The 21,297-nt window shown below is 67.7% G+C and carries 16 protein-coding genes; 12 read left to right on the plus strand and 4 right to left on the minus strand.

Going from position 1 to position 21,297, the window contains the following annotated elements; genetic code table 11:
• Window positions 1–140: 140 nt before the first annotated feature.
• The 8 genes from mmsA to AC1DGI_RS08210 all read left to right on the plus strand — a co-directional run bounded on the left by mmsA (window position 141) and on the right by AC1DGI_RS08210 (window position 10,136).
• Window positions 141–1,697: a multiple monosaccharide ABC transporter ATP-binding protein gene (gene mmsA / locus AC1DGI_RS08175; protein ID WP_476898402.1), complete on the plus strand. Its 1,557-nt coding sequence runs from the start codon at window positions 141–143 to the stop codon at window positions 1,695–1,697.
• Window positions 1,698–1,742: 45 nt separating this feature from the next.
• Window positions 1,743–3,011 carry a multiple monosaccharide ABC transporter permease gene (gene mmsB / locus AC1DGI_RS08180; protein WP_476898403.1) on the plus strand — a complete coding sequence of 423 codons (1,269 nt, stop codon included), beginning with the start codon at window positions 1,743–1,745 and terminating at the stop codon, window positions 3,009–3,011.
• A gap of 63 nt (window positions 3,012–3,074) precedes the next feature.
• Window positions 3,075–4,172 (plus strand): substrate-binding domain-containing protein, encoded by a 1,098-nt coding sequence (locus AC1DGI_RS08185; protein WP_441399919.1) that lies wholly within the window; start codon window positions 3,075–3,077, stop codon window positions 4,170–4,172.
• Between the two features lie 203 nt (window positions 4,173–4,375).
• A complete protein-coding gene (locus AC1DGI_RS08190; protein WP_476898404.1) occupies window positions 4,376–5,446 on the plus strand; it encodes a Gfo/Idh/MocA family protein in 1,071 nt (356 codons plus the stop codon).
• A gap of 174 nt (window positions 5,447–5,620) precedes the next feature.
• Window positions 5,621–6,955 (plus strand): hypothetical protein, encoded by a 1,335-nt coding sequence (locus tag AC1DGI_RS08195; protein ID WP_476898405.1) that lies wholly within the window; start codon window positions 5,621–5,623, stop codon window positions 6,953–6,955.
• A gap of 480 nt (window positions 6,956–7,435) precedes the next feature.
• A complete protein-coding gene (locus AC1DGI_RS08200; RefSeq protein ID WP_476898406.1) occupies window positions 7,436–8,740 on the plus strand; it encodes a serine/threonine-protein kinase in 1,305 nt (434 codons plus the stop codon).
• Window positions 8,737–9,276, plus strand: coding sequence for a mucin-associated surface protein (locus tag AC1DGI_RS08205; RefSeq protein WP_476898407.1), 540 nt, complete (start codon window positions 8,737–8,739; stop codon window positions 9,274–9,276). Before AC1DGI_RS08200 ends, AC1DGI_RS08205 begins: the two co-directional genes overlap by 4 nt.
• Before the next feature lie 242 nt (window positions 9,277–9,518).
• Entirely contained in the window at window positions 9,519–10,136 is a 618-nt protein-coding gene (locus AC1DGI_RS08210) for an SRPBCC family protein (protein ID WP_476898408.1), read from the plus strand.
• Between the two features lie 83 nt (window positions 10,137–10,219).
• On the opposite strand, the gene AC1DGI_RS08215 is transcribed toward AC1DGI_RS08210, so the two are convergent.
• Window positions 10,220–12,439 carry an NADP-dependent isocitrate dehydrogenase gene (locus AC1DGI_RS08215; protein ID WP_476898409.1) on the minus strand — a complete coding sequence of 740 codons (2,220 nt, stop codon included), beginning with the start codon at window positions 12,437–12,439 and terminating at the stop codon, window positions 10,220–10,222.
• Between the two features lie 271 nt (window positions 12,440–12,710).
• Between AC1DGI_RS08215 and AC1DGI_RS08220 the strand changes: the two genes are divergently transcribed.
• A complete protein-coding gene (locus tag AC1DGI_RS08220; RefSeq protein WP_476898410.1) occupies window positions 12,711–13,712 on the plus strand; it encodes a trypsin-like serine peptidase in 1,002 nt (333 codons plus the stop codon).
• Between the two features lie 942 nt (window positions 13,713–14,654).
• Here the strand turns inward: AC1DGI_RS08220 and purH are convergent.
• Window positions 14,655–16,352 (minus strand): bifunctional phosphoribosylaminoimidazolecarboxamide formyltransferase/IMP cyclohydrolase, encoded by a 1,698-nt coding sequence (gene purH, locus AC1DGI_RS08225; RefSeq protein ID WP_476898411.1) that lies wholly within the window; start codon window positions 16,350–16,352, stop codon window positions 14,655–14,657.
• Between the two features lie 174 nt (window positions 16,353–16,526).
• Here purH and AC1DGI_RS08230 point away from each other — a divergent pair, with 174 nt between their 5' ends.
• Window positions 16,527–17,879 carry an MFS transporter gene (locus AC1DGI_RS08230; protein WP_476898412.1) on the plus strand — a complete coding sequence of 451 codons (1,353 nt, stop codon included), beginning with the start codon at window positions 16,527–16,529 and terminating at the stop codon, window positions 17,877–17,879.
• A 79-nt stretch (window positions 17,880–17,958) separates the two neighbouring features.
• Here AC1DGI_RS08230 and purN read toward each other — a convergent pair whose 3' ends face one another.
• On the minus strand, window positions 17,959–18,528 hold the full coding sequence (gene purN, locus AC1DGI_RS08235) for a phosphoribosylglycinamide formyltransferase (protein ID WP_441402171.1): 570 nt from the start codon (window positions 18,526–18,528) through the stop codon (window positions 17,959–17,961).
• 38 nt (window positions 18,529–18,566) lie between these two features.
• Here purN and AC1DGI_RS08240 point away from each other — a divergent pair, with 38 nt between their 5' ends.
• Window positions 18,567–18,998 (plus strand): hypothetical protein, encoded by a 432-nt coding sequence (locus tag AC1DGI_RS08240; RefSeq protein WP_441402170.1) that lies wholly within the window; start codon window positions 18,567–18,569, stop codon window positions 18,996–18,998.
• A 75-nt stretch (window positions 18,999–19,073) separates the two neighbouring features.
• On the opposite strand, the gene AC1DGI_RS08245 is transcribed toward AC1DGI_RS08240, so the two are convergent.
• Window positions 19,074–20,399: a cell division protein PerM gene (locus AC1DGI_RS08245; RefSeq protein ID WP_476898413.1), complete on the minus strand. Its 1,326-nt coding sequence runs from the start codon at window positions 20,397–20,399 to the stop codon at window positions 19,074–19,076.
• Between the two features lie 142 nt (window positions 20,400–20,541).
• On the opposite strand from AC1DGI_RS08245, the gene AC1DGI_RS08250 reads away from it, so the two are divergent.
• Complete coding sequence (locus AC1DGI_RS08250; RefSeq protein ID WP_441402168.1) at window positions 20,542–21,009, plus strand: DUF4383 domain-containing protein; 468 nt, start codon at window positions 20,542–20,544, stop codon at window positions 21,007–21,009.
• Window positions 21,010–21,297 lie beyond the last annotated feature (288 nt).

A 21,297-nucleotide genomic window follows, 5' to 3' on the forward strand; every position in this document is an offset into this window, starting at 1 on the left:
AGGCGGATTTCGAAAGCCGTTACCGGCTCGTTGCGTTAAAGACTTGACGACAACGACGTGATCCAGTTTACTTTTTCATCAGACGGCTCTGCGGTTTGCAGGGGCGGACAACGAAGTCATGCATTGGAGGCGTAAGGGCAATGACGTCCCTCGACACGCACAGCGATCCGATAATTCTCGAGATGCGCTCCATCACCAAGGAGTTCCCCGGCGTTAAAGCATTGGCCGAGGTAAGCCTGCGGGTGAAGGCTGGCGAGATTCACGCCATCTGCGGTGAAAACGGCGCAGGAAAATCGACCCTGATGAAGGTACTGTCGGGCGTCTACCCCTACGGCAGCTACGACGGCGACATCGTTTACCAGAGCGAAGTCCAGCAGTTCAAGGACATCCGGGCCAGCGAACACGCCGGCATCGTGATCATCCACCAGGAGCTGGCGCTCATTCCGGAACTCTCCATCACGGAGAACATCTTCTTGGGCAACGAGCCCACCCGGCGCGGCGTGATCGACTGGGCCGAGGCACGGACCCGCTCCACCGAACTGCTGGCCCGGGTGGGCCTCCGCGAGGACCCTGACACCCCGGTCAAGGAGATCGGCGTCGGCAAGCAGCAACTGGTCGAAATCGCCAAGGCGCTCAACAAGAGGGTGAAGCTCCTCATCCTGGACGAGCCCACCGCGGCCCTGAACGAATCCGACTCCCAGCACCTGCTGGACTTGATCCTGGGCCTGAAGGGCCGCGGCATCACCTCGATCATGATTTCGCACAAGCTCAACGAAATTGAGCAGATCGCCGACTCGATCACGATCATCCGCGACGGCAAGTCGATCGAGACCCTCGACGTCAAGGCCGACGGCGTCGACGAGGACCGCATCATCAAGGGCATGGTGGGCCGGACCCTGGAGTCGCGGTTCCCGGACCACGAACCCAAGATCGGCGAAAAGTTCTTCGAGGTCAAGGACTGGAACGTGGGGCACCCGCAGATCCAGGACCGCCTGGTCTGCAAGAACTCCAACTTCTACGTCCGACGCGGCGAGATCGTCGGCTTTGCCGGGCTGATGGGGGCCGGCCGCACCGAGCTGGCGCGTTCCCTGTTCGGCCGCTCCTACGGCCGCTTCATCTCCGGCCAGGTCTACAAAGACGGCAAGGAAGTGCACCTCAAGAACGTCAAGCAGGCCATCGACGCCGGCCTCGGCTACGTCACCGAGGACCGCAAGTCGCTGGGCCTGAACCTGCTGGACGACATCAAGGCCACCACAGTCTCGGCGGCCCTGAAGAAGATCAGCAAGCACAACGTCGTCGACGTCGACAAGGAATTCACCGTCGCGGAGCAGTACCGCAAGTCGCTGCGCACCAAGACGCCGTCGGTGGAGGAAGGCGTGGCCAAGCTCTCCGGCGGCAATCAGCAGAAGGTGGTCCTGGCGAAGTGGATGTTCACCGACCCGGACCTGCTGATCCTGGACGAACCCACCCGCGGGATCGACGTCGGCGCCAAGTTCGAGATCTACGGCATCATCCAGCAACTGGCCAACCAGGGAAAGGGCGTCATCGTCATCTCCTCGGAACTGCCCGAGCTGCTGGGCCTCTCCGACCGCATCTACACCATTTTCGAAGGCGCCATCACCGGCGTGCTGAACAAAGAGGAAGCCAGCCAGGAAAGCCTCATGAAACTGATGACTTCCGCCCGCAAGACCGCCTGACCCTCTGGGACTATCCAGAACATCCGGACAACAAGGACTGACACCATGAATGCGCTCAAGAAGCTCTTTGGCGGCAACACCCGCCAATTCGGCATGATCTTCGCCCTGGTCGCGCTGATCGTCTTCTTCCAGATTTTCACAGAGGGCCGCACGCTCACCCCGGGCAACGTCATCAACCTCTTCAACGGCAACTCGTACATTCTGATCCTCGCGATCGGCATGGTGCTGGTGATCATCGCCGGCCACATCGACCTCTCGGTCGGCTCCGTCGCCGCCTTCGTGGGGGTCAGCGTCGCCCTCATGATCCAGGACTGGGGCATCCCGTGGTACCTCGGCATCCTGTTCGGGCTGCTTCTCGGCGCCGTGATCGGCGCCTGGCAGGGCTTCTGGACGGCCTACGTCGGTATCCCGGCCTTCATCGTCACGCTGGCCGGCATGCTGCTGTTCCGCGGCTTCAACCAGTTCGTCGGCAAGTCCAACACCATCCCGGTGCCGAACGACTTCCAGTACATCGGCTCGGGCTACCTGCCCGAAGTCGGCCCCAACACCGGCTTCAACAACCTCACATTGCTGCTGGGCCTGCTCGGCGCCGCCTTCGTGGTGTTCAGCGAGATCCGCTCCCGCCGCAAGGCCAAGGCCCTCGGCGCCGAAGTGCCCGAAGCCTGGGTGACCATCACCAAGCTGGTCCTGATCTGCGCCGCCATCCTCTACGCGACCTACCTGTTCGCGACCGGCCGGCCGGGGACCTCGTTCCCGATCCCGGGGCTGATCCTGGCCATCCTGGTCCTGATCTACGGGTTCGTCTCCTCCAAGACCATCATCGGCCGCCACATCTACGCCGTCGGCGGCAACCGGCACGCCGCCGAGCTCTCCGGCGTCCAGTCCAAGAAGGTCAACTTCCTGGTCATGATGAACATGTCCATCCTGGCCGGCCTGGCCGGCATGATCTTCGTCGGCCGCTCCACCGCCTCCGGCCCCTTCGACGGCGTCGGCTGGGAACTTGACGCCATCGCGGCCGTCTTCATCGGCGGCGCCGCGGTGACCGGCGGCGTGGGAACCGTAATCGGCTCGATCGTCGGTGGCCTCGTGATGGCTGTGCTGAACAACGGCCTGCAGCTCCTCGGCGTCGGCGCGGACCTCACCCAGATCATCAAGGGCCTCGTCCTCCTCATCGCCGTCGCCTTCGATGTCTACAACAAGAGCCAGGGCAAGAGGTCGATCATCGGCATGATGATGAAGAACTTCAGCCGCAGCAGCGAGTCCCGGCCCGAGGAGACCACATCCACCAAAGAGGTCATCGCCAGGGAGTCCTGAACGACTCTCCGGCCCCGAAACCCCTGATTCTCCGAACACCATCTATAGAAAGTGAACCAAGCAATGCAAATGATTGGTAAAGCAGGAAAGGCAGCAGCGATCGCTGCTATTGCGGCACTGGCGCTGACAGCCTGCGGCCGTGCCGACACCGGATCTTCCGGGAGCTCAAGCGGCGGCGAGGCGTTCCCGAAAGGCTCCGCAATCGGCGTCGCGCTCCCCCAGAAGACGAGTGAAAACTGGGTCCTGGCGGAGAAGCTGTTCAACGACGATCTCACCGCGGCCGGCTACAAGCCGGACGTGCAGTTCGCCAACGGCGGCGTTTCGGAGCAGCAGAACCAGATCAGTGCCATGGTCACCAAGGGTGACAAGGTCATCATCGTCGGTGCCATCGACGGTGCCCAGCTGGGCACCCAGCTCAAGCAGGCAAAAGACGCCGGCGCGACCGTCATCGCTTACGACCGCCTGCTGTTGAACACCGCGAACGTGGACTACTACGTGGCCTACGACAACTTCAAGGTCGGCGTGCTCCAGGGCCAGGCCCTGCTGGACGGCATGAAGGCCAAGAAGCCCACCGGTCCGTACAACATCGAGCTGTTCGCCGGTTCCCCCGATGATGCCAACGCGAAGGTCTTCTTCAACGGTGCCATGAGCATTCTCCAGCCGAAGATCGACGACGGCACGCTCAAGGTCGTTTCCGGCCAGAAGTCCTTCGAACAGGCCGTGACCCAGGGCTGGAAGGCAGAGAACGCCCAGCGGCGGATGGACACCCTGCTCGCCGGAACCTACGGCAGCACCACGCTTGACGGCGTGCTCTCCCCGAACGACACCTTGGGCCGCGCGATCATCACCTCCGTCAAGGCCGCCGGCAAGCCGATCCCGGTTGTCACGGGGCAGGACTCCGAGGTTGAGTCGGTCAAGTCCATCATGGCGGGCGAGCAGTACTCCACCATCAACAAGGACACCCGCGCGCTCGTTGAGCACGCGATCACCATGGTCAAGGACATCCAGGCCGGCAAGACCCCTGAGATCAACGACTCCAAGTCCTACAACAACACGGTCAAGACGGTTCCGGCGTACCTGCTGACGCCGGTCATCGTGACCAAGGACAACGTCAAGACGGCCTACGTCAACGATCCGGTACTCGGACCGATCACCAAGTAGCCTGACGCTTTTTCCTTAGGGCCCCGGCTCCCCCGCAAGGGTGGGCCGGGGCTCTTTCGTGCCCCCGGGGCCCGGGCTCACAGGGATCCATAGCTGCGGCTCACCGAGGAGAGCGCCCGCAGCCGTGCGAGGGCGGGGCACCGCCGTGTAACCGGGTGCGGCGGACACCGCCCTGCTGCCGGGCGTGGTGAGAGGATGGCAGCATGACTGCCCCCATCGCCACGCCCTGGCTGTCAAGCCAACCCGACCAGGATCCGCGGACGGCCACCGGCGCCAGACTGCGGTGGGGCGTAATTGCCACCGGAAGCATCGCGGCCACGGTCACCAAGGACCTTGAACTCCTGGCCGACGCGGAGCTGTACGCGGTCTCTTCACGCAACCAGGCCGCGGCCGACGCCTTCGCGGCCGACTACGGCTTCGCAAGGGCATACGGTGACCAGGACGGCGTGGCCGGCTACGAGCGGTTGCTCGCCGACGGCGCCGTCGATGTCGTCTACGTCGCCACCCCCCACGCCCAGCACCATGCAGTTGCCCTGGCGGCCCTGCGGGCCGGCAAGCACGTACTGTGCGAGAAGGCCCTCACAATCAATGCCCGGGAGGCTGCCGAGCTCGTGGACCTGGCCCGGGACAAGGGCCTGTTCCTGATGGAAGCCATGTGGAGCCGCTTCCTGCCCGGCATGCAGCGGGCGTTCGAGATCGCCGCCTCGGGCGAGATCGGCGAGATCAAATGGGTCGCCGCCGACCTGGGCTTCCCGGCCCCGTACTCCCCCACGTCCAGGCTCTGGGCGCCGCGCGACGGCGGGGGCGCCCTGCTGGACATCACCGTCTATCCCCTGCTGTGGGCACTCGGCACGCTCGGCTTCCCGCAAACGGTCACCGCCGCCGGCTGGCTCAACGACGACGGCGTGGACGCCCAGAACGCACTGACTCTGGGCTACCACCACGGAGCCCAGGCCCAGCTGACCTCTTCGCTCCTGGCTTATGGACCCCGTACCGCCACCGTGGCGGGCAACAAGGGGTTCCTGCAGAGCCTGGGCTCGGTCAATAATCCGAAGGAGCTGGTGGTGCAGGTCGGCTTCGACGAGCCGCGCACCGAGCGGTTCACCGTGGTGGGGCGCGGGTACAGCTATGAACTCCGAGAGGTGACGCGCTGCATCCAGCAGGGTCTCACCGAGAGCCCGGTCATGCCGTTGCAGGATTCACTCAACACCATGCGATTGTTCGACGGCGTTCGTGCCCAGTTGGGCGTGAGCTACCCGAACGACGTGCACTAGCCGCGGCTTCGGGATCTGGCCCGGCCGGAACCGCGGACCGGAGTTGCCGTCCGGATTGGCCGTTCCGGCGGGCCGTTCCGGCGGGCCAAATTTGCCTGGGCTATGGACTCGCCCCTGCCTCCGGTCTTACGCTGTAGACCAATCGTCGAGATTTTTCGGGGAGGGGTGTTGCGCATGCGATCAGCAGGCAGCCCTTCCCCCATGCTCCGGGTCCTGCGCCGGGTGCTCCTGGCTATCGCGGCCGGGCTGACGTGGCTGGCTCTCTCCGCAGCCGCCGCCAGCGCCGACGAACTCAAGGTTTCCGCCGCCGTTCCAAGCGCTTCCGACACCACTGTCGCGGCCATGATCCGCCTGCCGATGACGGACCAGGAGTTGACCCCCAAGCCCGCCCCGACGGTCCCGCCGCCGGAGTCCGCTGCCCCGACCCTGCCGGCCCTGGCTCCGCCCTTCCCCCCGGCGTCGCCGCCGGTGGCGCCGCTGCCGCAACCCGTCGTGGCCCCCGCGCCGCGCGTCGTTCCCGCACCGGCACCGCCTGTCGTTCCCGCGCCCCCGGTGGCTGTGGTACCTGCGCCCCCCGTGGCCGTCGTGCCGGCACCGCCTGTCACCCAGACCCCGCCGCCTGCCCCCGTACCGCCGGCAACGAAGCCAGCCGACCCGCCCGCGGCGCCCGCCCCCGCACCGGCTCCAGCCCCGGTGCCGCCGACGACCGCACCGACCGACCCGGCCGCACCTCCAGCACCGGGCCTTGGCGGCCTCCCGGGCGTTCCGATCGTGCACCCGTCGCCGCAACCCACACCCCCGGCGGACACGCCCGTCCCCGGCACCCCGCCGCTTCCTGGCCAGCCGGGCCCCGTCACGCCGGTCCCACCGGCCCAGCCCGCGCCGCCAGCAACCCCGCCCACCCCGGCCCCTGCGCCCGAGCCTGACCCCAAATCCATCCCGGTGACAGCCCCGGCCCCGGGACATCCTGGCCCGGTAGCGCCTGGTCCGGCCTCACCGGTACAACCCCTCGTGCTGCCGCTGTCCGCCGTGTCGGCTGTCTCCCCGATCGCTGATCCGGCCCAAGCCTGCAGCCCCGGCCCCTCAGGACAGCCGCAGCGTCTGTTGACCGGTTCGGGCTTCGAGGCCTCGGTGCGCCCGGCCTATGGCCCGGTGCTGGTCCTGCCACAACCGCAAGGCGCGGGGACGCCCGCGGCCTCCCCGCCGGCAGGCAACCCCGCCCCCGCGAGCCCCGCTCCCGGCAACGGCACCCCTGCGTCGCCGGGCGGCGGCAATGACGGCCCGCGTCCTTGGGGTGGAGGCACCGGACTGCCGGTCCCCAATGCCCTGCCGCCGACGCCCGGTACGGGCTCCGGCAGTGGATCCACGACCAGCGGGCCGTCCGGTGCCGTTGCGTGGCTGCCGGGTTCGCTTTTTATCATTCCCCCAATGGGCGCCGACCCCATCAGCGGCCCGTTACAGCACATCCATCCTGCTGTCTCCGCTGATCCCGGATCTTCTCCTGACTAGAAGGGCCGTTCTCTGCCGTTTTACTGCGCAGAGCACGGTCCTTTGGGCTGCCACGTGCGCCCGCCATCAGTCATTCAGGAGAAGTTCCCATGGACCCCACAGTCCGCGGCCGGTCAACCGGCATCCCCGTTTCGCATAGGCGCACCGTCTCAGCGGTGCCCGCGGCCGGGCACCTGCCGTCACACCCCCCCACCCTGCGGCTTCACCGAACCCAAGTCATACACCCGCCTGCGGACCGTCCGCCGTAACGCGCGTCCGTCCGTGCCCAGGTTTCACTACCGCCGGAGCGATGTCGTTGGATCCGCTGGGGGATTCAACGGCCTCACAGGCTCCGGCGACAATCCCTTCCTACCCTTGAAAGGTGGCTACAGACCCACACCTGGCATGAGAGCGGTACCGCCCGCGTGGGCGACCGGTACCTGACCCGTATTATTCTTTAGGGGCGCCATCACGGCGCCAACGGGAACGACGGGGGACATCGTGGACGCTTCGCCCAATGAGGTGACGACTGAGGTTCTGAGCGGCCGTTACCGTCTGGGAGAAGTCATCGGCCGCGGCGGCATGGCGTCCGTGTACTCGGCCCGGGACGAGAACCTGGGCCGGGACGTGGCGCTCAAGCTGTTCGCTCCGCAGTCCGCCGATGTAGACGAGCTCAGACGCCAACAGGCCGAGATCGAACTGCTGGCCACCCTGAACCACCCGAGCCTGGTGACGCTCTTCGACGCCGGCACGGACACCCGGGTGCCCGCCGAGCCCCGGCCATTCCTGACCATGGAACTGGTGGAAGGCCAAGACCTTCGAAGCCGGATCCGTCACAGCCCGGTGCCTTTGGACGAAATCGCCGTCATTGGTGCGGGTCTCGCGGACGCCCTCGCCTACGTACATTCCCGAGGCATCATCCACCGCGACATCAAGCCGGCCAATGTCCTGCTGGTGCAGGTTCGGCCAGGCGAACCCGTGCGGCCGAAGCTGACCGATTTCGGCATTGCCAGGATTGTCGACGGGAACCGTCTCACCGCCACCGGAACCATGGTGGGAACAGCGGCCTACTTGAGCCCGGAGCAGGCCCGCGGCGCCGACATGGGCACGGCCAGCGACATCTATTCGCTCGGTCTAGTGCTGCTGGAATGCATCACGGGCGCGGTGGAATATCCCGGGAGCGCCGTCGAATCGGCAGTGGCCCGCCTGCATCGAGCCCCAGTCGTCCCAGCCGGCGTACCGGCCGAATGGGCCCAGCTGATCAGGGCCATGACCGCCCTGGATCCCATGGATCGTCCGACCGCAGCCGAACTTGAGGCCGCACTGCGCCAAGCTCTGGTCTCCCCCGACTCGTCGCCGGGCCTCCTGGCCGAGGAGCGCACCCGCGTCCTCCCCGCACCGCCGGCCCGGCCGCCGCGCTCCGGCGCTGCGCTGTCCGCGCACGACACTGCACGCGGCAGCGCCCGCGGCACCGCACGGCACACTGCCCCCGGCCTCGGGTCCACCGACGAGGATCCAACGCGCCAGCAGCACGCGCTGACGCCGGACACGCTAAGCCAGGACGCACGGGCACCCCGTCGCGGCCGAGGCTTCTTTTCCCGTGGGCTCACCCGGTTCCGCTCTGCGCGGCGCCGCACCAGGGTCGTCGTCGTCCTGGCCGCCGTCGCTCTCATTGCGGGCGCTGCCGCCGTCGCAGCCTCCCTCACCCTCGCCGCCCCTGAACAGCCCGCCGTCGTCCCCTACCCTGCCGTTACCGGCGAGCTCGGCGACCACCTGAAGCAGCTTCAGAACAGCGTGCAACCATGAGCGCGTCCAACAGCCCTCGTTGGCGCGGGGCTCTGGCCGGAACCTTGCTGACATCCGCCTTGCTGGCCGGTTCGCTTGCCGGCTGCGCGGGGCCGGCTCCCGAACTGGACGGTGCAGCGGCCGGGCAACTCCAGTCCCAGGTTCTCGCCGTCACCGAGGCTGCGGCCACCGACGACTCCGCCGGCGCCCTGAAACTGCTGGACGAGCTGGTCTCCAGGCTCGACGCGGCAGCTGCGGACGGCAAGGTGTCCTTCAAACGCCACCAGAGCATCAAGACTGCCATCGACGCCGTCCGGGCCGACCTCACGGCTAAGGTGGCCCAGCAGCAGGCCGCAGCCGCGGCTGCGGCAAAGGCTGCCGCAGACCAGGCCGCTGCCCAGCAGGCGGAAGCCGCCGCCGCGCAGGCCGCCGCCGCGCAGGCTGCCGCCGACCAGGCTGCCGCCGACCAGGCAGCGGCGGCGCAGGCACCGGCGCCCGCCCCCGCGAACCCGGGCCAGAACGGCAAAGCCAAGGGCAAGGCCAAAGGCGGCGGCTAGGAGCCTGACCTCACTGGCCCGTCTCGCTTGGCTTGGGCCGGCGTCAATCCATCGGCCGCTTTCCGGTACCGAACTGCACGCCGGGCTTTCGCTGTCGGCCGGATCCGGCTAGCTTGGACAGTCAGGCCTGAAGCAGCCTGACCATTTCCGAGCGAGCATCCGAGCACTTGCACCGACCTTGTATCCGTCCCCTGAAACGATTGGCAGGTCCGCAGCCTGCCAGCCGAAGGAGTGAAGCAAGCATGGCAACAGTCCAGGAATCCATCGACGTGAACGTCCCCCTTAGCCAGGCCTACAACCAGTGGACCCAGTTTGAGGATTTCCCGCAGTTCATGAGCGGCGTCGACGCCGTCCGGCAACTCGACGACGCGACCGTCCACTTCCAGACCAGCATCGGCGGGGTCAAACGCGACTACGACGCCCGGATCACCTGCCAGACCCCTGACCGGCAAGTCTCCTGGGAGAGCCTGGACGGTCCGCGCAACGCCGGTACCGTCCGCTTCACGGAGCTCGGACCTACGGAAACAAAGGTCGACGTCGAACTCGTCTGGGAGCCCGGCTCCGCCACAGAGAAGATCGGGTCGGCGGTCGGGCTCGACTCCCGGCAGGTCGGGGCGGACCTGAAGCGGTTCAAGAAATTCATTGAGGGCCGCGATTTTGAGACGGGCGGCTGGCGTGGTCGCGTGGACGACGGCGACGTCGCAGCGCACGCACCCGCGGAGCCGCTGCTGACGGACACCGGCTACGATGTGGTCGGGCCCGGGCGGACAGCCGGCACCGACCCGGATTTGGCCACTGAACCGGCCTTCGACGGCGGCGCCGCTAACGCGGACCGCGACCGGCGGGCCTCCGACCGCTGACCCAGGACCCCGTTTAACGCCGAAGGGCGCACCGGGATTTCCCGGTGCGCCCTTCGGCGTATTGGAGCTAGCCGTTGTTGGGACTAGCCCAGCAGGGAGAGCACTTCGCTGAACTTGGCCGAGGGGCGCATGACCGCGGAGGCCTTGGCTTCGTCCGGACGGTAGTAGCCGCCGAGGTCCACCGGGGAGCCCTGGACGGCCAGCAGTTCGCCCACGATCGTCTCCTCGTTGGAGCTCAGCGACTCGGAGACGGCGGCGAAGGCTGCTGCCAGCTCGGCGTCGTCGGTCTGGCGTGCCAGCTCGTCGGCCCAGAACTTGGCCAGGTAGTAGTGGCTGCCGCGGTTGTCCAGCTCGCCGGCCTTGCGCTTCGGGGACTTGTTCTCCAGCAGGAACGTGCCGGTGGCGCGGTCCAGGGTGTCCGCCAGGACCTGCGCCCGGGCGTTGCCCGTGGAGGTTGCCAGGTGTTCGAAGCTGACGGCGAGGGCCAGGAACTCGCCCAGGCTGTCCCAGCGCAGGTGGTTTTCCTTGAGCAACTGCTGGACGTGCTTGGGAGCGGAGCCGCCGGCGCCGGTCTCAAACAGGCCGCCGCCGTTGATCAGCGGAACGACCGAGAGCATCTTGGCGCTGGTGCCGAGCTCGAGGATCGGGAACAGGTCGGTGAGGTAGTCACGGAGCACGTTGCCGGTGACGGAAATCGTGTCCTCGCCCTTGCGCAGGCGTTCGAGGGTGAAGGCCGTGGCCTCGTCCGGGGACATGATTTCCAGCTGCAGGCCCTCGGTGTCGTGGTCCTTGAGGTACTCCTCGACCTTGGCGATCATCCGGGCGTCGTGCGCGCGGCCCTTGTCCAGCCAGAAGACGGCCGGGGTGGCGGAGGCGCGGGCGCGGGTTACGGCCAGCTTGACCCAGTCGCGGATCGGCACGTCCTTGGTCTGGCAGGCGCGCCAGATGTCGCCGGGGGCCACCTGGTGTTCGATCAGCACGGTGCCGGCGTCGTCGACCACCTGGACGGTGCCGGCGGACTGGATCTCGAAGGTCTTGTCGTGGCTGCCGTATTCCTCGGCGGCCTGGGCCATCAGGCCGACGTTCGGGACCGTGCCCATGGTGGTCGGGTCGAAGGCCCCGTGGGCGCGGCAGTCATCGATGACCACCTGGTAGATGCCGGCGTAGCTGCTGTCCGGCAGGACGGCGAGCGTGTCCGCCTCCTGGCCGTCGCGGCCCCACATGTGGCCGGAGCTGCGGATCATGGCCGGCATCGAAGCGTCGACAATGACGTCGGACGGCACGTGCAGGTTGGTGATGCCCTTGTCCGAGTCGACCATGGCCAGCTCGGGGCCGTCGTTGAGGCCCTTCTTGATGGCCGCTTCGACGTCGCCGCGGATCTCCTCGGGGAGGTCTTCGAGGCCGTTGAGGATGGAGGCGAGTCCGTTGTTGGGGCTCAGGCCGGCGGCAGCGATCTGCTCGCCGTAGGTGGCGAAGAGATCGGAGAAGTACGCCTTGACGACGTGGCCGAAGATGATCGGGTCGGAGACCTTCATCATGGTGGCCTTCAGGTGGGCGGAGAAGAGCACGCCCTCTTCCTTGGCCCGGGCGACCTGGGCGGCGAGGAAGGTGTCCAGCGCCGCGGCGCGCATCACCGTGCCGTCGATGACCTCGCCGGCCAGCACGGGGAACGCGCGCTTGAGGACCTTGACCGTGCCGTCTTCCTTGACCAGCTGGATCTTGATGTTGGTGTCCGCCTCGATGACCACGGACTTCTCGTTGGAGCGGAAGTCGTCGGCTTCCATGTGCGCGACGTTGGTCTTGGAGTCCGGGCTCCAGGCGCCCATCGTGTGCGGGTTCTTGCGGGCGTAGTTCTTCACCGAGAGCGGCGCGCGGCGGTCCGAGTTGCCCTCGCGGAGCACCGGGTTCACGGCGGAGCCCTTGATCTTGTCGAAGCGGGAACGGATGTCCGTCTCTTCGTCGGACGCCGGGTTGTCCGGGTAGTCCGGCAGGGCGTAGCCCTGGTCCTGGAGTTCGGCGACGGCGGCCTTCAGCTGCGGCACGGAGGCGCTGATGTTGGGCAGCTTGATGATGTTGGCTTCGGGCTTCTTGGCAAGGGCGCCCAGCTCGGAGAGGGCGTCGCTGACGCGCTGCTCCTCGGTGAGGTAGTCGCCGAAGGCGGCGATGATGCGGCCGGCTAGCGAAATGTCGCGGGTCTCCACTTCCACACCGGCCGTCGAAGCAAACGCCTCGACAATCGGCAAGAACGAATAGGTGGCCAGCATCGGCGCTTCGTCGGTGTGGGTATAGATAATCTTGGCCATTGCTCGGGCATCTCCCTGAAAGTCTGCGGAAATCTTGTGTATCTCAACGGCTCTAACTTACCCGAGGTGGCCGCCTTGGCACCTATCCGGGACGGGCCCCGGCAGGCGCATGACACCGCGGCGGGCCCTGGACGGCCCAGGACTCTCCCAAAGCGCGCCTTGTCAATTATTGACAAATAACTTTACAGGTTCGTCAAGGTCGCGTAGTTTCTAACCCATCACGGCTGCCGGCCACGGCTGGCCGCTCCGCATCCTTCCGGTTAGGACACCCATGCGAACACCTAAGACTCTGGCCACCAGCCTCCTCAGTCTCTCCGCCGCCGCGCTCCTGGCGGTCAGCGCTGCCGGTACGGCCAGTGCCGCACCGGCAGCGCTGAAGGTGCCGACGTCGTCGTCGGAGGTCAGCAGTCACAGCGTCGACGACGGCGGCTCGGCCGACTACTGGACGGCGGAGCGCATGCGCGGCGCAATTCCGGGCGACGTGCTGGCGGCGAAGGCCGTGGAGCGCGGCAGCAAGGCCAAGGCGGCCGTGCACCGGCCGGCTGAAGCGGGCGCCCCTGCCAAGGTGGAGGGCACCACGCCCACTGCGCAGGCCACGCAGCTTCAGACCAAGGCGAACGCCAGCGAGACCCCGGTCAAGCACATCGGCAAGGTCTTCTTCACCCTCCGCGGCTCCAACTATGTCTGCTCCGGGAACTCTGTGACCTCGTCCAACAGGAGCACCGTCTCCACCGCCGGCCACTGCGTCAACGAGGGCCCGGGCGCTTTCGCCACCAACTTCACCTTCGTTCCGGCCTACCTCAACGGCTCGGCACCCTACGGCAAGTGGACCGCCAAGGCGCTGTACACCCCGACCCAGTGGAGCTCCGGCGGAGACATGACGTACGACACCGGCTTCGCCGTGATGAACCCGCTCAACGGCAAGTCGCTCGCCGACGTCGTGGGCTCCTCCGGCGTGCAGTTCAACGCCGCCCGGGGGCTGAGCTACAAGTCGTTCGGCTACCCGGCGGCGCCCCCGTTCAACGGCGAATCCTTGAAGAGCTGCAGCGGCACCGCCAAGAACGACCCCAACAACCCGCAGTTCAACACCCAGGGCATCCCCTGCAACATGACCGGCGGTTCCTCGGGCGGGCCGTGGTTCATCGGCTCCAGCTCCACCGGCTACCAGAACTCGATCAACAGTTACGGCTACGGCAGCAACTCCACCACCATGTATGGACCGTACTGGGGCTCCGTCATCCAGCAGGCCTACAGCACGGCTGCCGCTTTGTAGGGACTCGTCCGCGCCGGGCCCGGGCCCGGGCCGGCGGTTGCCCGGGCCGGGCCGGGGCGGGGGTTGCCGGGGCCGGGGCCGGGCCGGGGGTTGCCGGGGCCGGGCCGGGGGTTGCCGGGGCCGGGGCCGGCACCCCGGTCCCGCACCGAAGCCCGCACCGATCCACTTGCGAGGAAGGAGCAGGACAGCGCGGGGTCACGTGCCGCCATCCCCTCGACGGGGCGGCAAGTGACCCCGCGTTTCCGTGTGCACAGCTGGTGCCCGCTCGCCCGTCGGCATCCACGGGACATGCCCTCCCCCGGGGTCGGCCAGTGAACATAGTGCCTATATGCCCACTCCTCGGCGCCAAGAATGAGCATGTCCCACGGTGTCAGGGGGACATGCCTTGCCCTAGGTTCGAAGAATGAGCATGTCCCCAGGTGCCAGCGAGCGCGCCCACCCGTCGGAGCGAAAAGTGAGCACGTCCAGCGGGGCCGTGGCCTGCGCCCAGCCCGCCGCGACGCATGAGCCTGTCCCTGGCCACGGAGCCGGGCGGCTACACCTTAGCCCGGACATGCCCTTCGCCCGGTCCGGCGAGTGGACATAGTCCCTGCATGCCCACTCCTCACTGCCAAGAATGGGCATGTCCCAAAGTGCCGCGCTCTGTGCTCTCCCTTGGCCTCGAGAACTGAGCATGTCCCAAGGCGCCGCAGCCTGTGCTCTCCCTTGGCCTCGAGAGCTGAGCATGTCCCAAGGCGCCGCAGCGTCCGCCCACCCCTCGGCGCGAAAAATGAGCATGTCCCGCGGACCAGGTGGCGATTCCCAGCCCAACAGCTGCATGCGGCACATGCGGCACGAGCCGGCGCAAAATGGACATGCCCTCCCCGTGCAGGGAGGGCATGTCCACTCTTGGCGGCAACCGCGGGCAGAACCCAGACGCGAGCACCCCGGGCGCGGGAACCTCTAGTGGAAGAAGTGGCGCGCGCCGGTGAAGTACATCGTGATGCCGGCGGCGTTGGCTGCGGCGACGACTTCCTCGTCGCGGACGGAGCCGCCCGGCTGCACCACGGCGCGGACGCCCGCGTCGATCAGGATCTGCAGGCCGTCGGCGAACGGGAAGAACGCGTCCGAGGCCGCGACGGCGCCCCGGGCCCGCTCCGGCGCGCCGGTGGCGCCTGGCTCTGCCTGAACGGCGGCCGCACCGCCGGCACCCTCGACGTCGGACTCCACGGCTACCCCCAGCGTGTTGGCCCGTTCGACGGCGAGCCGGCAGGAGTCGAGCCGGTTTACCTGGCCCATGCCGATGCCGACGGCGGCGCCCTCGGCGGCGAGCAAGATGGCGTTGGACTTGGCCGCGCGGCACGCCGTCCAGGCGAAGACCAGGTCCGCCAGCGTGTCGGCGTCGGCGGCTTCACCGGCGGCGAGGGTCCAGTTGGCGGGGTTGTCGCCGTCGGCGTCGACCTTGTCGGCGGCCTGGACCAGCATGCCGCCGGAGACCTGGCGGAACTCGGTGGGGTAACGGCCGTAGCCCTCGGGCAGGGTGAGCAGCCGGATGTTCTTCTTCTTGGCGAGGATCTCCACGGCCTCGTCCTCAAAGCCCGGCGCGATGACGACCTCGGTGAAGATGCCGGCCACGGTCCGGGCCATGCCGGCCGTGACGGTGCGGTTGGCAGCAATGACGCCGCCGAACGCGGACACCGGGTCGCAGGCATGGGCCTTGGCGTGCGCGTCGGCGATCGGGTCAGCGGCGGTCGCGGACCCCACGGCCACACCGCAGGGGTTGGCGTGCTTGATGATCGCGACGGCGGGCTCGGCGAAGTCGAACGCGGCGCGGAGGGCCGCGTCGGCGTCGACGAAGTTGTTGTAGCTCATGGCCTTGCCGTGCAGCTGGTCGGCCTGGGCGATGCCGGCCGGGGCGGCCTTGTCCACGTACAGCGCGGCCTGCTGGTGCGGGTTTTCGCCGTAGCGGAGCACCTCGGAGCGTTCCAGGGCCAGGCCGGCGTAGGCGGGCCAGTCGATCACGCCGTCACCGTCCTCGTCGCGGAACTGGCTGGCGGTCCAGGTGGCCACGGCGGTGTCGTAGGCCGCGGTGTGCGCGAACGCCTTGGCGGCGAGCCGGCGTCGGGTCTTCAGGTCAAAGCCGCCGGAGGAAGCGGCCTCCACCACGGAGCCGTACGACGCCGGGTCCACCACGATCGCGACGGCGGCGTGGTTCTTGGCGGCCGACCGCACCATCGCCGGACCGCCGATATCGATCTGTTCGACGACGTCGTCCTGCGCCGCGCCGGATTTCACCGTCTCCACGAAGGGGTAGAGGTTCACGACCACGAGGTCGAACGGCTCGATGTCCATCGAGGCCAGCGTGTCCATGTGGGCCTGGACGCGGCGGTCCGCGAGGATTCCGCCGTGCACGCGCGGGTGCAGGGTCTTGACCCGGCCGTCCAGCATTTCCGGCGAGCCGGTGACTTCCTCGACCTCCTGCACGGGAATTCCCGCGGCGGCGATCTTCTTGGCGGTGGAACCGGTGGAGACGATCTTGACGCCGGCGTCGTGCAGACCCCGCGCGAGCTCCTCGAGACCGGTCTTGTCGTAGACCGAGATGAGGGCCCGGCGGATGGGAACACGGTCGATGGATACACGCTCATGCTGCGTAAAGCTCACAGAAATCTCCGTCTTGGATCGCGGTCTTAGATCGCGGCGCGGCCGCGGTTGGTGGGGGTGCGGCCAGTTTATCGCGTCAGGGCTCCCGGCCCGCCAGCGGGGCGCCCGCGCGCCGGAGTGTGAAGCAGGCACAGGCCGCGCCTGGGCCACGTAGAGTTTTCCGTGGAGGCGAAAATGAACACTTACACCACGGTGCCCAGCGGCGAACAAGTGGTCCAGGAACTGCCGTGGCGGTGGAAGGTCCAGGGGCGGATCTTCCTGATCGGCGGCCTGGGCTTCATGTTCGACGCCTGGGACGTCACGCTCAACGGCATCCTCATCCCGCTGCTCTCGAAGCACTGGTCCCTGAGCCCGGGCGACGCCGCCTGGATCGGCACGTCGAACCTGATCGGCATGGCGCTGGGCGCCTTCGTCTGGGGCACCATCGCCGACACCATCGGCCGCAAGAAGGCCTTCACCGCCACGCTGCTGATCTTCGCCGTCTTCACCGTGCTGGGCGCCTTCTCCCCCGATTTCCTCTGGTTCGTGGCCTTCCGGTTCCTGGCCGGCTTCGGCCTGGGCGGCTGCATCCCGGTGGACTACGCGCTCGTGGGCGAGTTCACCCCGCGCAAGCAGCGCGGCAAGGTCCTCACCGCCATGGACGGCTGGTGGCCGATCGGGGCGGCGCTGTGCGGTTTCGTCTCCGCCGGGCTGATCGCCGCCTTCGCGGACTGGCGGCTGACCATGCTGATCATGGTGCTGCCCGCATTGCTGGTGTTCTGGATCCGGCGCAGCGTCCCGGAGTCGCCGCTGTTCCTGATCCGCAAGGGGCGCCGCGAGGAAGCCGCCCGGGTCATCGACGGGCTGGTGTCGGCCACCGGCGCCGAACCCCGGGTCTACAGCCTGCCCGAACCGCAGGACGCGCCCCGGCTCTCCGCCGGCAGCGCCTGGATCCAGCTCCGCGCGCTCTGGCAGTTCAACTGGAAGATCACGACGGCGGCCTGGGCCCTGTTTTTCAGCATCCTGCTGGTCTATTACCTGTCCTTGACCTGGATGCCGCGGATCCTGATCGGCGCCGGTTTCGAGGAGTACAAGGCCTTCCTGACGACGGCGTCGATGGCCGCCGTCGGCCTGCTCGGCGTCGTTGTCGCCGCGCTGCTGGTGGAGCGGACCGGGCGCAAGTGGATCCTCGCCGTCACGGGCCCGCTGTCGGCGCTGACGCTGGTGATCGTCGCCGTCGTCGTGGACATCCCGACGGCGGCCGTGTTCTGGCTGCTGGTTTTCGGCTTCGTGGTGCAGGTGGCCATCCCGGTGCTGTACGCCTACGTGTCGGAGCTGTACCCGACCGAACTGCGCGGGTCGGGTTTCGGCTGGGCCTCGACGTTTTCCCGGCTCGGTGCCGGCTTCGGCCCCCTGGTCTTCGCGGCGTTCCTGTGGCCCGAACTGGGCCTGGCCACGTCGTTCGCGCTGGCGGGCGGCCTGGTGCTGCTCTCGGTGCTGTGGATGGCGTTCTTCGCCCCGGAAACCAAGCAGCGCCGGCTGGAGTAACCGTCCCGGCTGTCCCAACTGGCTCGCATTTGTTGGCGTTTTGAGCCCTCAAAACGGCAACAACTGCGAGCCAGTTGGGTTAGTGGGGCGCGGTGGCGAGGGACCGGAGCGTCGACACCAAGAGCCGCCGTTCCGCGGCCTTGATCCGCTCGTGCAGGGTCTCCTCGGTATCGTTCTCCGCCACGGGCACGGCTTCCTGGGCGATGATCGGCCCGGTGTCCACGCCGGCGTCGGCCCAGTGCACCGTGCACCCGGTGACCTTCACGCCGTACGCCAGGGCGTCCCGGACGCCGTGCGCGCCCGGGAAGGCCGGCAGCAGGGCCGGATGGGTGTTCAAGTACCTGCCCCCGAACGCGGCGATGAAGTCCGCGCTGACGATGCGCATAAATCCCGAGGACACGACGACGTCGGGCCGGTAGGCGGCCACGGTTTCGGTGAGCGCGGCGTTCCAGGCAGACCGGTCCGGGTAAGCCTTGAAGTCCACCACGAAGGTCGGGATTCCGGCGTCCGCGGAGCGCTCCACCCCGTAGGTACCGGGCCGGTCCGCCCCGACGGCGGCGAGCTCCACGTCCAGCTCACCGGCCTTGACCGCGTCGATGACGGCCTGCAGGTTGGAGCCGGTGCCGGAGACGAGGACTACTATGCGCATTGCCTTAGCTTATGAGCCGCTCGCGTACGCTGGAAAATATGAACTCCCCCCACGACCCCGGTGCGAGCCCGCGCGGCCAGAATCCGGGCAGCGAGGCGGCTAAAGCGTCGCTCCTCAAGACGCACACACTGTTCCGCATGTTCATCGTGGCGGTGCTCGGTTCGTTCTTCGTCTTCCAGTTGGACGTCAACTACCTCTGGCTCGCCGCTCTGCTCACCGCGGCCGCGGTGGTGATCGGCGTCGTCCTGCTGGTCCGTGCAGCGAGGCTCCGGGAATCGCGGCTGGTGCTGTTCGGGACCATCTCCGGCCTGGTGGTCTCCGCGGTGATGGTGCTGATGGTGCTGGCGTCCGCGGTGTTCTTCAACCAGGTCCGGGACTACCAGCAATGCTCCCGCCACGCCCTCACCGAGCAGGCCGCCTCCGCGTGCCGGACTCAGCTGGAAAAGTCCATGCCAACGCAGCTGCGATAGCGGCAGCACAGCTTGCGGCCGCCCCGCTCCGGCCGCCGCGACCGACTGGCAACCCCGCAACCCGTCAGCCCAGCCCTACTTCGCGGCCGGCTCCAGGTCCGCTTCATGCAGCCTCTGCCGACGTTCCAGCCACGGCCCGGCCGCGTAGCCGATCACGACGCCGACGCCGGTTTCCACGGCGATGAACAGTGCCGTCACGAGCGGGTCCGGGCCAATGTCCGTGAGCCGTCCGATGCCGGCGGAACCGCGGGCCAACCAGGCCAGGCCCGCCGCGAGCAGCCCCGCCACGGTACCGATCATGGCGCCCAGGAAGAGGGTGGACACCGTGGCGGTGAACCAGCGCGCCTTGACCTTGATGGAGAGCCATTCGTCGAAGTGGTTTTCGCCGGCGCGCAGGAACCACCAGCCCGCCAGGACCCCGGCGATTGCCGGCACCACGAGGGCGACGAAACCGTAGTCCAGGCCGCCGGCGGGCAACGCCGCGAAGACCGGAATGGTGGGCAGGGGGCCGACGGCGGTAGCCAGCGGCCCGGCCTGCGAGCCGACGCCCAGCGCGAACCCCGACCCTGAGGTCCAGGCCAGTGCGAACACGGCCAGGTTGGGCAGGTAGCCCAGCTGAGCGAGGGTCAGGGCGGCGCCGCCCACCGGACCCGCGTGGAGCGCCTCGTACACGGCGATGATGAGGTTCCAGTGGATGAGGAGGTCCGCCGCGAGCAGCGCGGCGGCCATGGCCAGGCTGGCCATCACGGCCACGAATCCGGCCTGGATGGCGGAGCCGAGGTAGGAGCCGGCCCAGCGCGAGTGCTGGCTGGTGCGCGAGAGCCAGGCAACGGCGTCGACGCCGATCAGCCGGCTCCAGGAGCTCGCTTCGCGGCGGGCGCCGATCACCATGCCAAGGGCGACCGGGATCAGCGGGACGATGGAGGCAAACCAGAGGCTGACGCCGACGTCGGAGGTCCGGCAAAGAAATCCGGTGGCGAACCCGAAGGCCCCATACATCAGCCACGAGCCCAGCAGCGCCTGCCAGAGCTGGTCCGTGTAGGAGGCCCTGGCCAGCCGCCGGCCCGCGCGCCAGGCCAGGAGGAACGGGATCAGGGTGAGGCCCAGCGGGATCAGCGACAGCGTCCCGGATTCCGGCTGGGCCGCGGCACCCGCGCCACCCGCTCCACCGGTGTCCAGCAGCAACGGGACCCCGTGGATCAGCAGCCAGGCCTGGCCGGCCAGCCGCGCGAGGAAGTCAAAGCCGGTGTCCCGGAATCCGGCCGTGGCCCAGACCGCGACGACCGGCGCAATCACGGCGAGCGCGGAGATCACGGCCGCCTGCGCGGATTCCAGCGCCCCCTGCAGCCACAAAGGCATCGGAAGGCCACGGTCCCCGGTCTGATCAGCGCGCAGTTTCATCGTGGTCCATCGTGCCACGAAGAGGCCCGCGCCCGGGGTTCCGACAGGCTCTCACCCCGGATTTCAGCCGTCGGTGCCGCCGCTTTTTTGAAGACCCCGCCGTAAAATTAAGAGTGTCCGCAACAGTGGTTGGAGGCAAAAAATGACTACCGCATCTCCACATGCACACGGCGCTCACTTCGGACGGGCGGATGTACAGAACGTGGGCATGGGTGTGGGAATTGTCCTAGCGGCCGTGGGTGTCCTGGGGTTCATCCCGGGCATCACCTCGCAGTACAGCGAACTGAGGTTCATCGGGCCCGACTCCCGGGCGATGTTCCTTGGCCTGTTCCAGGTGTCCATGCTGCTGAACATCGTTCAGCTGGTCATCGGCGCCACGGGCCTGAGTATGTCGCGCAACGACATGGGAGCCCGGAACTTCCTGATGGGTTTTGGCCTGCTGTACATCATCTTCAGCGTTTACGGGCTGATCGTCGGCGTAGGGTCGGCGGCCAACTTCCTTGCGTTCAACACCATGGACAACTGGACCCACATGGTGCTGGGCGTGGCAATGATTGGCGCCGGCTGGTTGCTATCGAGGCATCTGGCCGATGACGCACAAACCCGGTAATCGATATCCGGGAAAGGGAGCCGCGAATGAGGAACGATTCATAGCAATCTAACAATTTCGTACTACCTGCTGGTGCGGGCGCCTCGAGTTTCGTAGGCGGCCGCACCAGCTTTCGTTTAGCCGGCTTTGCAGCCGGCAGTGCACAGCGCCGGAGTTCAGCGCCAGGGGTTCCGACGCCGGTTGCGACGCCGGTTCCGACGCCGGTTCGCCCAAGCCGTTCCGCCAAATGCTGGACTTATTCGACGGCGGCACTTCAGACTGGCCTGACCACAGACCCGAAAGGTTTCC

It is taken from the genome of Arthrobacter sp. 05N428_2 (assembly GCF_056397065.1).

What these genes read in the sequence shown, in the direction of transcription:
- AC1DGI_RS08245 (WP_476898413.1), bottom strand. Translation starts at nt 20,399, where the DNA reads ATGAAACTGCGCGCTGATCAGACCGGGGACCGTGGCCTTCCGATGCCT.
- AC1DGI_RS08250 (WP_441402168.1), top strand. Translation starts at nt 20,542, where the DNA reads ATGACTACCGCATCTCCACATGCACACGGCGCTCACTTCGGACGGGCG.
- AC1DGI_RS08190 (WP_476898404.1), top strand. Translation starts at nt 4,376, where the DNA reads ATGACTGCCCCCATCGCCACGCCCTGGCTGTCAAGCCAACCCGACCAG.
- purN (WP_441402171.1), bottom strand. Translation starts at nt 18,528, where the DNA reads ATGCGCATAGTAGTCCTCGTCTCCGGCACCGGCTCCAACCTGCAGGCC.
- mmsA (WP_476898402.1), top strand. Translation starts at nt 141, where the DNA reads ATGACGTCCCTCGACACGCACAGCGATCCGATAATTCTCGAGATGCGC.
- AC1DGI_RS08240 (WP_441402170.1), top strand. Translation starts at nt 18,567, where the DNA reads ATGAACTCCCCCCACGACCCCGGTGCGAGCCCGCGCGGCCAGAATCCG.
- AC1DGI_RS08205 (WP_476898407.1), top strand. Translation starts at nt 8,737, where the DNA reads ATGAGCGCGTCCAACAGCCCTCGTTGGCGCGGGGCTCTGGCCGGAACC.
- AC1DGI_RS08185 (WP_441399919.1), top strand. Translation starts at nt 3,075, where the DNA reads ATGCAAATGATTGGTAAAGCAGGAAAGGCAGCAGCGATCGCTGCTATT.
- AC1DGI_RS08230 (WP_476898412.1), top strand. Translation starts at nt 16,527, where the DNA reads ATGAACACTTACACCACGGTGCCCAGCGGCGAACAAGTGGTCCAGGAA.
- mmsB (WP_476898403.1), top strand. Translation starts at nt 1,743, where the DNA reads ATGAATGCGCTCAAGAAGCTCTTTGGCGGCAACACCCGCCAATTCGGC.
- AC1DGI_RS08220 (WP_476898410.1), top strand. Translation starts at nt 12,711, where the DNA reads ATGCGAACACCTAAGACTCTGGCCACCAGCCTCCTCAGTCTCTCCGCC.
- AC1DGI_RS08195 (WP_476898405.1), top strand. Translation starts at nt 5,621, where the DNA reads ATGCGATCAGCAGGCAGCCCTTCCCCCATGCTCCGGGTCCTGCGCCGG.
- AC1DGI_RS08215 (WP_476898409.1), bottom strand. Translation starts at nt 12,439, where the DNA reads ATGGCCAAGATTATCTATACCCACACCGACGAAGCGCCGATGCTGGCC.
- AC1DGI_RS08210 (WP_476898408.1), top strand. Translation starts at nt 9,519, where the DNA reads ATGGCAACAGTCCAGGAATCCATCGACGTGAACGTCCCCCTTAGCCAG.